The sequence below is a fragment of the Streptomyces sp. NPDC037288 genome (genome assembly GCF_055603265.1).
The window spans coordinates 20,895-29,855 of the sequence record NZ_JBVJVY010000055.1; the positions used below are offsets into that span (position 1 = coordinate 20,895).

Annotated in this window: 9 protein-coding genes and 1 pseudogene; 4 read left to right on the forward strand and 6 right to left on the reverse strand. The window is 72.3% G+C overall.

What is annotated here, in order from left to right; genetic code table 11:
- Positions 1-24: 24 nt before the first annotated feature.
- Together ACZ7GZ_RS37080 and ACZ7GZ_RS37085 are read right to left on the reverse strand one after the other, a co-directional pair.
- Complete coding sequence (locus ACZ7GZ_RS37080) at positions 25-582, reverse strand: hypothetical protein (RefSeq protein WP_471031325.1); 558 nt, start codon at positions 580-582, stop codon at positions 25-27.
- A gap of 133 nt (positions 583-715) precedes the next feature.
- Positions 716-1,246: a universal stress protein gene (locus tag ACZ7GZ_RS37085; protein ID WP_471031326.1), complete on the reverse strand. Its 531-nt coding sequence runs from the start codon at positions 1,244-1,246 to the stop codon at positions 716-718.
- Positions 1,247-1,588: 342 nt separating this feature from the next.
- On the opposite strand from ACZ7GZ_RS37085, the pseudogene ACZ7GZ_RS37090 reads away from it, so the two are divergent.
- Positions 1,589-1,974 (forward strand): annotated as a pseudogene (locus ACZ7GZ_RS37090) (ABC transporter permease family protein); the annotation flags it as partial.
- Positions 1,975-2,134: 160 nt separating this feature from the next.
- Here the strand turns inward: ACZ7GZ_RS37090 and ACZ7GZ_RS37095 are convergent.
- Both ACZ7GZ_RS37095 and ACZ7GZ_RS37100 read right to left on the reverse strand, forming a co-directional pair.
- A complete protein-coding gene (locus tag ACZ7GZ_RS37095) occupies positions 2,135-2,341 on the reverse strand; it encodes a DUF5999 family protein (protein ID WP_030603474.1) in 207 nt (68 codons plus the stop codon).
- Positions 2,342-2,617: 276 nt separating this feature from the next.
- Positions 2,618-3,220 (reverse strand): hypothetical protein, encoded by a 603-nt coding sequence (locus tag ACZ7GZ_RS37100; RefSeq protein WP_471031327.1) that lies wholly within the window; start codon positions 3,218-3,220, stop codon positions 2,618-2,620.
- A gap of 568 nt (positions 3,221-3,788) precedes the next feature.
- Here ACZ7GZ_RS37100 and ACZ7GZ_RS37105 point away from each other — a divergent pair.
- Both ACZ7GZ_RS37105 and ACZ7GZ_RS37110 read left to right on the forward strand, forming a co-directional pair.
- Positions 3,789-5,306, forward strand: a complete 1,518-nt coding sequence (locus ACZ7GZ_RS37105; RefSeq protein WP_471031329.1) for a glutamate-cysteine ligase family protein — start codon at positions 3,789-3,791, stop codon at positions 5,304-5,306.
- 188 nt (positions 5,307-5,494) lie between these two features.
- Positions 5,495-6,295 carry a CPBP family intramembrane glutamic endopeptidase gene (locus ACZ7GZ_RS37110; protein ID WP_471031351.1) on the forward strand — a complete coding sequence of 267 codons (801 nt, stop codon included), beginning with the start codon at positions 5,495-5,497 and terminating at the stop codon, positions 6,293-6,295.
- Positions 6,296-6,583: 288 nt separating this feature from the next.
- Here the strand turns inward: ACZ7GZ_RS37110 and ACZ7GZ_RS37115 are convergent, their stop codons facing one another.
- Entirely contained in the window at positions 6,584-7,396 is an 813-nt protein-coding gene (locus ACZ7GZ_RS37115; protein ID WP_471031331.1) for a PhzF family phenazine biosynthesis protein, read from the reverse strand.
- 222 nt (positions 7,397-7,618) lie between these two features.
- Complete coding sequence (locus tag ACZ7GZ_RS37120; RefSeq protein WP_471031334.1) at positions 7,619-7,933, reverse strand: putative quinol monooxygenase; 315 nt, start codon at positions 7,931-7,933, stop codon at positions 7,619-7,621.
- Positions 7,934-8,258: 325 nt separating this feature from the next.
- Here ACZ7GZ_RS37120 and ACZ7GZ_RS37125 point away from each other — a divergent pair, with 325 nt between their 5' ends.
- Positions 8,259-8,885: a PadR family transcriptional regulator gene (locus ACZ7GZ_RS37125; protein WP_471031337.1), complete on the forward strand. Its 627-nt coding sequence runs from the start codon at positions 8,259-8,261 to the stop codon at positions 8,883-8,885.
- The last annotated feature ends 76 nt before the right edge of the window (positions 8,886-8,961 follow it).

Sequence of the window (8,961 nt, forward strand, 5' to 3'; positions counted from 1 at the left end):
CATGTCCTGGGCCCGCGCACCACGTCACTCCAAGCCGGAGGCCCGGAACACGCCCAGGGCCGTTTCCCGGTCGATGCGGCGGGCGAGGCGGTGCAGGGCGGTCGTGCCGCACAGCAGGGTGCCGGCCGCCTCGGACACCCGGGCGCCCTCGTCGAGCAGATACCACAGACCGGGATTGCGGATGAGGACCTCGGGGTCGACCTCGACCCGGTTGCCGAGGGCGTCGCGCAGGACCAGCCGCTGGGACACGCCGTCCAGCGGGCGCACCGCGATCAGCAGATCCGTGCGGACCCGGCGGGTGCGCAGCAGACGGCGGGTGGCCAGCCACCCGGTACCGGCCGAGACCCGTACCGGGTACAGGACGAGGAACAACAGCAGCGCGACGGCCAGCCACAGGGCGCCGCGCCACCAGGTGAGGGAGCCTGCCGCCCAGTCGACGAACAGCAGCAGGCCGAGCAGGACACCGGCGCAGCGGAACGACACGCGCGTGTCCGCCTCCCAGTCACGGTCGGCCACCACGCCGGCGGTGCCGGTCGGGTACGGACCCGTGAGCCGGGGGTGGGCGTCGTCGCGATGCCTCATGTCTGAGACGGTAGACAGGGCCGGCCCCGGCGGAGCGGGGCCGTGGCCCACCTTGACGGGGTCCTGATGGCCGTCGGGCCCTTTTCGACGCGACGCCGGCGCCCGCCGTCCGGCGCGTGTCCCGGCGCGGCCCTCACAGGCCCCGGATGTCCATGCGCAGATGCCAGGTGTTGCGCCGGTGGACGGAGAGCAACTGCGACTCCAGCGGGGACGGGGGCACCGCCAGCACCGGGCAGACCGCGTGCGCCAGGCAGTGCCGGGAGACCCGGCCCGAGAAGGCGCGCTGCAGTCCGCGTCGCCCGGCGCCCACCACCAGGACGTCGTCCTCCCGGTTCGCGGTCGCCACCAGTGCCGGGCCGGGGGCACCACGGACGATGACGGCGTGCATCCGCACACCCGGGGCGTCCCCGCCGAAGATCTCCTCGAGCACGGAGGCGAGCCGCTGCCTGGCCAGCCGCTGCCAGTCCTCGACCAGCAGACCGGCGGCGGGGGAGCGGCGCGCCGCGGGGTCACCGCCCGGTGGTTCCCAGGCCAGCACCGGCCACAGTTCGGCCCCCAGTCGGCGGGCCAGCGCGGTGGCCCGCCGCAGGGCCGTGACGCTGCCCAGGGACCCGCTCACACCGACCACCACCCGAGCGGTCGCCGAGACGTCGTAACCGGACATCACTCCACCGTTCCTCGCGGGCGACGCCGGGGTCTCTCGCGCGGACGTGCCCGCCCTGCAAGGCCGTTGCTTCCTTCCATCCCACTCCCGTAACGGCGATTCGACCAGCCGGGCCGACGGTGTTCTTCGGGCGGCTGCCGCCTGCCGTGGGTACCGGCTGTGGCCGTACCCGCGTCAGTACGCCGGTCTGGGGCCGACCGCCCTGTCCCGCCACCGAGATGCGGGGCCGCAGCCGAAACGTTCGACGACCGCCCCGCTGCTCGCCGGGGGCGGGGCCGCGCTCGGGCCGTGAGGGACCCTCTGGTCCCGCGAACGGCGGCCGTGATCGTCCGTTACGTCCTCGGCTCCGTCTGGCGGCTGGTCGGCAACAGCACGCTGATCGCCGTCGGTACGACCGGCATCGTCGTCGCGGTCGCGGCGCTCCCGCTGTTCCTGCTGCTGCGCTCGATGGGCCTGCTGGACAACCCGCTCGCTGTGATCCTTCCGCAGGCCGCGTCCGGGCCGCCGATGACGATCACCATCCTGCGCGGCTTCTCCCGGCAGATCCCCGGCGAACTGGGGCAGGCGGCCACGCCGGACGGCCGCGGGCCGCTGGGCTTCTTCTGGCGGGTGCTGATGCCTGTGGCCCGGCCGGCGGTTCCGACCCCGCCATGGTCCCCACCCTCGCCTTCCACCCGGTCGCCGAACGCCGGCTCGGCGGCCTCACCGCCGGCGCCACCAAGGGCTGAAGACCCCCCGGACAGACGGGAACCGAACGACTACAACACCGAGGCGGCCGACGAAGAGCAACGCCTGCCACGCGCTCGCCCGCAGCCACCCCCGCAGACACGTCGGGGCCGGTGCGCACGGGATGTGTGCGGCCGGCCCCTCGGGTCGCTCTCGCTCCGCTCAGGCAGCGGTCATCACCTGCTCCGCACCGAGCGGACGGTGCGGGGCGATGATCCTGCCGTCGGGCAGCAGCTCACCGGTGTCCTCGAAGAGCAGGACGCCGTTGCACAGCAGACTCCATCCCTGCTCCGGGTGGTGCGCCACGAGACGGGCGGACTCCCGGTCGGCGGACTCGGCTGGTGGACACGGCGGCTGGTGCTGGCACATGGGTGGGATCTTTCGCTCTGTCGTGGTCATGGCCGTCCCCCGTGGTGATAAGTCGGTCGGAACCCAGTGTTGCCCTCTGGGCGGCATTCCGCAGGGATTTCGCAGCACCGCTTCTCACAGGTTCATGACGCGTCACCCGCGCGGACGGTTCAGTCGAAGTGCACTGTCACTTCGGATGGTTCGCAGTGGCCGGATAGGGCTAGTCCATGGAGGCCGGACCCGCTGACACGGGCGTACCCCGCTTGCCTTGCGGGCAGCGGGGTACGCGGGCGTGCGTCAGGCGGCGGGCGAGTCGAGCACGGGCGGCCCGAGCAGGGGAAGGGGAGTCGCACGATGGGTCAGCACCGGGAGCAACTCGGTGACCCGGAACGGGCGGTGCGCCGGTATGCCGGGCGGGGCCGGCGCCAGCGGGACGAGAAGATCGGTGCCCACCGGGTGCCCCTCGGCTCCGTCGGCGGCGAGGTCGCCGTGCAGCCACAGGGTGAGCATGTAGAGGCCGGGTACGGACAACAGCCTTGCCTGGTACGGCTGTTGCAGCGCCTCGGCCTGGTGCAGGGCGCGCTCGGTGGAGGCGACGTACGGGCCTTCGAAGAAGTGCGAGAAGGCCCAGCCGTCGGGTGTGAGCATGGTCTCCGCCGCGGCCACCGCCCGGTCGCCGCAGCGGATCAGGAAGCGCCAGCCGGCCAGCCGGGTCGCGGACAGACCCTGGGCGGTGATCCGGTCCAGCACATGTACCGGCAGCGGGAGTTCGGGTGTCGTCGGGCCCTGCGCGGCGCGCAGGGAGGGGGTGCGGGCCTCACGGACCGCGGTGGGGGAACCCAGGGCGGTCAGGACGGAGCGCAGGGCAGGCGCGGGGGCAGGGGGCACGTGCAGCGGCATGTGGGTCGCCTCTCTCGTACGACAGGCGCGACGGCGCGAGGAGGGGTGGGGCGGACGGCGCTGTCTGCTCACGCAAGGCCGGAAGGGGTGAGGCCCGGGTCGGTGAACAAGGGTGCGGCTCGGCCTGCCGCCCGTCATGGGACGGCCTGAACACGGCAAGAACCAGGACCGAGGGTGTCACCCTTCTGCCTTGTGGGCGAAGTTTATACGACGCGTGTTCGGCCGTTGTTTCATCTAAGCCATTTCCGGAAGCCTCGCAAGGCAGTAATACGCCGCAGATTTGCGGGACTCCTCCCGATTTCCCGCCCGCCTGCCGCCGCCGACCTCGTCATACGCACCGGTAACGGTCGGCCGAATGTCATCGGCGTTTTTCACGAGGCGCTGCGGGCACCCGGAGGTGCAGGCTGCGGCATGCCTAATGAATGTGCCGCGGGGAACATTCCGAAAGAGTAGCGGGCGCCGGGCCCGCGCGGGACGTTATCGATCGCTTCCGCTGGGCATCATCCCCCCTGACCCGGGAGCCCGGCGGCCGGATCGCCGGCCCGCCCATCCGAGGAGGGACACTTCGATGGGGGAGAAGGTCGTGGCAGGGCAGTTCGACCTGTCCGATCGCCAGCGCTACCGCGAAAAGCTCCAGAAGTGCCTGACGGGACTGGAGCGACTGCTGCGCGAGAAGCGATTCGACCGTCCCAGGAACCTCATGGGAGTCGAGATCGAATTGAATCTCGCCGGGCCCGACGGTATGCCGAGAATGTTGAACGGGCAGGTACTGGAGCGCATCGCGAGCCGCGATTTCCAAACAGAACTCGCCATGTTCAACCTGGAAGTCAACATCGCGCCACACCGCTTGGGCGGCCGGGTATTCGACCGGCTCGCCGAGGAACTGCGCACCTCGCTGGCCTATGCCGACCGCAAGGCCGGCGAGGTGGACGCGGGTATCGTCATGATCGGCATCCTGCCCACCCTCGACCGCGACGACCTGGTCTCCTCCAACCTCTCCGAGGTCGACCGCTACACCATGCTCAACGAGCAGATCGTGGCCGCGCGCGGTGAGGACTTCCGGCTCGACATCGAGGGCGTGGAACACCTCGTCTGCACGTCCAAGTCGATCGTCCCGGAGGCCGCGTGCACCTCTCTGCAGCTGCACCTCCAGGTCACTCCGGCCCGGTTCGCGGACGTGTGGAACGCGGCGCAGGTGGCGTGTGCCGCGCAGATCGCCGTCGGCGCCAACTCGCCGTTCCTGTTCGGCCACGAACTGTGGCGCGAGTCCCGGCCCCCGCTGTTCCTGCAGTCCACCGACACCCGCCCGCCGGAACTCCAGGCGCAGGGCGTGCGGCCGCGCACCTGGTTCGGTGAGCGCTGGATCGGCTCGGCGTACGACCTGTTCGAGGAGAACCTGCGCTTCTTCCCCGCCCTGCTGCCCATCTGCGACGACGAGGACCCGCTGGAGGTCGTCGAGGCGGGCGACACACCGCGCCTCGCCGAACTGGTGCTGCACAACGGCACGATCTACCGCTGGAACCGGCCGGTGTACGGCATCGCCGACGGCGTCCCGCACCTCAGGGTGGAGAACCGGGTGCTGCCGGCCGGGCCGACCATCACCGACGTGATCGCCAACGCGGCCTTCTACTACGGCCTGGTGCGCGCCCTGGCCGAGGAGTCCCGGCCGGTGTGGACCCGGCTGCCCTTCGCGGCGGCCGAGGCCAACTTCGACGCGGCGTGCCGGTACGGCATCGACGCGCGGTTCGTGTGGCCCCGGCGGGGACGCTACGGCGGCACGGGCGAGGTCGACGCGGTCACCCTGGTCCGCGACGAGCTGCTGCCGCTGGCCTCGGCCGGGCTGGACGCGTGGGGCGTGGAGGCGACCGACCGCGATCTCTACCTGGGCGTCATCGAGGAGCGCTGCCGGCGCCGGGTGAACGGGGCGTCCTGGCAGGCGGCCACGTTCCACCGGGCACTGGAGCAGGGGCTGACCCGTGAGGCGGCGCTGGCCGCCACCACGCGGCGGTACGCCGAGCTGATGCATGTGGGGGAGCCGGTGCATACGTGGCCGGTGGGGTTGCCGGAGGCGGTTCCTCTGGGCTGAGAGCCGGTGGTGCACCCGGGCTGAGCGTCGCCACGACCGCCACTCCGCCGTAGTCGCTGCGGGCCCCCGCGGCGGGCAAAAACCGCCGCGGCGGGCAAAAACGGGCGGACGCTGCCGGCAGATCTCCGTCTGCGATCCTTGCGAGGCAGAGGTGGGCCCATGGGTCCATGAGCCGGCTGGAGGCAGGGGTGCAGGTGGAGGCTGACTCGGTGGCTGATCCGGGGGCACGGGAGCGCGACCCGCGGCGCACCCTGCGGGACGAGACGCTGCTCGTCCTGGGGCTCTCGCTGGGAGCGAGCGGCGTCTCCGCGCTGATCAGCTTCGTCGGCTCGGTCACCAAGCCGGGCGGCCTGAAGGACCAGGCGGCCACCCTCAACGCCTCGGCCGCGCCCGGCCGCCCCTGGCTGGACCTCGCCTGGCAGCTGTTCGGTATCGCCACCGCACTGGTCCCCGTCGCCCTCGTCGCCCACCTGCTCATGCGTGAGGGGGGCAGCCTGCGCACCCTCGGCTTCGACCGCACCCGCCGCTGGCCCGACCTGGCCCGGGGCGCGGGCGTCGCGGCCGTGATCGGCAGCACCGGCATCGCCTTCTACCTGGCCGCCCGCGGCCTCGGCTTCAATCTCACGGTCGTCCCCGAGGCCCTGCCGGACGTGTGGTGGAAGTTCCCGGTGCTGATCCTGTCCGCCCTGCAGAACGCGATCCTCGAAGAGGTGATCGTGGTCGGCTATCTGCTGCGCAGACTCGGCCAGTTGGGCTGGACGCCGGGGACCGCGCTGGTGGCCAGCGCGGTGCTGCGCGGCTCGTACCACCTCTACCAGGGCATCGGCGGTTTCCTCGGCAACATGGTCATGGGCGTGGTGTTCGTGTACCTGTACCGCCGCTGGGGGAGGGTCGGCCCGCTGGTCGTCGCGCACGCCCTGCTCGACATCGGGGCGTTCGTCGGCTACGCCCTTCTCGCGGGCAAGGTCGGCTGGCTGCCGACGGCCTGAGCATCGACCGAACCGGTGACGCAGGCGGGCCGCCGCCCCGCATCCTTCAACGGTCCGCGGCACAGGCGACCGTCCCGCAACCTTCACCGGCCTCGGGCGCAGGCGGTCCCCCTCGCGTCGTCCACGGGGCCGTGGCGCGGGTGGACGCCTTCCGGCATCCTGCGGGCGCGGGTGGGCGCGCTGCCCGGTGTCCTTCACTGGTCGGCGGCGCAGGCGGCCACCCGTAACCTCCTCCATCCCGGGACGCAGGCGGACCCCGCAGGTACCGGCCTGCGACGGGGTGTCTGCTCAGGCGTGCAGTTCGCCCTCGATGACCGTGACCGCGCGGCCGGTGAGCAGGGTGCGGTCGCCGCGCAGGCCGGTGCGGACCAGGCCGGTGCGGCGGGAGGCCTGCAGGCCGGTGAGGTCGTCGCGGCCGAGGCGCGCGGACCAGTGCGGGGCGAGCGCGGTGTGGGCGCTGCCGGTGACCGGGTCCTCGTCGATGCCGACGTTCGGGAAGAAGCAGCGCGAGACGAAGTCGTAGCCGCGGGAGGCGTCGTCGGCGCGGGCGGTCGCGATGATGCCGCGCGCGGAGTAGGCGCCGAGGGACTTGGGGTCCGGTGCGAGGCCGAGAACCGTCTTCTCGTCGGCCAGCTCCACCAGCAGGTCGCCGACGTTCGGGCCGGTGTCGAAGGCGGCGACCGGCCGCGCGCCGAGCGCCTCGGCGACCCCGGCGGGGATCTCGGCCGGGGTGAGCGGGGCGGTCGGGAAGTCGAGGGTGATCGAGCCGTCCTCGGCGGGGGTGGCGCTGAGCACGCCGCTGCGGGTGGCGAACCGCACCGGGCCCGTGTGGGCGCCGGTGGCGTGCAGGACGTGGGCCGTGGCGAGCGTGGCGTGCCCGCACATCGCCACCTCGGCGACGGGCGTGAACCAGCGCAGCGCCCAGTCGGCCTCGCCGCCCTCGGGCAGCCGGTGGGCGAACGCCGTCTCGGCGTGATTGACCTCCATGGCGACGTTCTGGAGCCAGTCGTCGTCCGGGAAGACGTCGTCCAGGAGCAGGACTCCGGCCGGGTTGCCGGCGAAGGGGCGGTCGGTGAAGGCGTCCACGATTCGAATGCGCATGACGCCGACGCTAGTGGCTGCGCCGGGCGTCGGCCCAAGGCCAATTCACGAGTCCTGGCCCGTTTCCCTGGTCGTCCATGCGCCGTTGGTACCCGGTACGGCTGCGACTCCGGATCCAGCGCACATGATCACGGGCCGGAACAGCACAACGCCCCGGGTGCGTAGGGGACTTCGGCCGTGGGTGGCCGTTGCCGACCGGTGCCCGCCGCTGGGCCGGCCGGTTCAGGCGTGGGGCAGCCGGCCCTTCTCCGGCTCACCGGCGGGCACCGGCTCCAGCACGGCGACATCCACCGGACCGGCCAGCTCGTCCGCGATCTCCCCGCCCAAGGCGGCCAGCACCGGTCCGGCCGAGTGGGCGTCGAGGGCGGCCTGGTCGGCCCAGTTCTCCACGACAGTGACGCGGTCGTCGCCGGCATGGACGGCGTAGAGCAGACAGCCGGGCTCGGCGTGTACGGCGGAAGCGTGCCGACGGAACGCCGCAAGGACTTCCTCCCGGCGGCCGGGCTTGGTCCGGAGGGTGGCAACGACGATGGGCACGCAAGGCTCCTCGGGTTCGTACCTGTCCGTAGCGCGGACACGATCTTGGCGGTCGCAAGAACCCTATGCCAGACGGTCTGTTCGGAGCCGCGGGCTTGGGCCTGGTCGGTGTCGGTCCAGCAGCGCTGAATGCCTTGAGACGCTTCGGCACCAGCTCTTGGCGGTGGGTCGGTCGCAGAGCAGCGGAGCAGGCCGCGGTCTTCGTGATCTCCTCCACTGCTCGATCGATGCCTTGTCATGCGATCGGTTCCGATATATCGTTGAGGCATCGCGAACGATACGCGATGCAGACGTGACAGATCATCGATGGAATGGAGTGATCGCAATGCGTACTCACGGATTCGAGCGTGGACATCGGCACGAGGGCCCCGGCCTGCGCGGCATGGGCGGCTTCGACGGGCGGCGGGCCGCCTTCGGGCCCTTCGGTCCGGGTGGTCCGGGGTTCGGCCCCGGCGGACCCGGATTCGGCCCCGGCCCCTGGGGACCCCGGGGACGCGGCGGCCCGAGGGGGCGGGCGCGGCGCGGTGACGTGCGGGCCTCGATCCTGGCCCTGCTCAAGGACCGCCCCATGCACGGCTACGAAATGATCCAGGAGATCGCCGAACGCAGCGGCGGCGCCTGGAAGCCCAGCCCCGGCTCGGTCTACCCCACGCTCCAGCTGCTGGAGGACGAGGGTCTGATCGCCAGCGAGAGCGAGGGCGGCAAGAAGCTGTTCGCCCTCACCGAGGACGGGCGCGCCGTGGCCGACGAGGGCCCGGACGCCCCCTGGGAGGAGGCCTCGCGCGGGGTCGACTGGGAGGCGCTCGGTGAGATCCGCCAGGCCGGCTTCGGCCTGATGGAGGCCTTCGGGCAGGTCTGGAAGACCGGCAGCAAGGAGCAGCGCGAAAAGGCGCTGGCCGTCATCAACGAGGCCCGCAGGAAGCTGTATCTGATCCTCGCCGACGAGCACTGAGGCTCGCGGGGCGGGGGGGGGGGGGGGGGGGGGGGGGGGGGGGGGGGGGGGGGGGGGGGGGGGGGGGGGGGGAGTG

Bases quoted from the DNA above. Each gene is read 5' to 3' on its own strand.
- ACZ7GZ_RS37080 (WP_471031325.1), bottom strand. From the start codon at position 582: ATGAGGCATCGCGACGACGCCCACCCCCGGCTCACGGGTCCGTACCCG.
- ACZ7GZ_RS37085 (WP_471031326.1), bottom strand. From the start codon at position 1,246: ATGTCCGGTTACGACGTCTCGGCGACCGCTCGGGTGGTGGTCGGTGTG.
- ACZ7GZ_RS37095 (WP_030603474.1), bottom strand. From the start codon at position 2,341: ATGTGCCAGCACCAGCCGCCGTGTCCACCAGCCGAGTCCGCCGACCGG.
- ACZ7GZ_RS37100 (WP_471031327.1), bottom strand. From the start codon at position 3,220: ATGCCGCTGCACGTGCCCCCTGCCCCCGCGCCTGCCCTGCGCTCCGTC.
- ACZ7GZ_RS37105 (WP_471031329.1), top strand. From the start codon at position 3,789: ATGGGGGAGAAGGTCGTGGCAGGGCAGTTCGACCTGTCCGATCGCCAG.
- ACZ7GZ_RS37115 (WP_471031331.1), bottom strand. From the start codon at position 7,396: ATGCGCATTCGAATCGTGGACGCCTTCACCGACCGCCCCTTCGCCGGC.
- ACZ7GZ_RS37125 (WP_471031337.1), top strand. From the start codon at position 8,259: ATGCGTACTCACGGATTCGAGCGTGGACATCGGCACGAGGGCCCCGGC.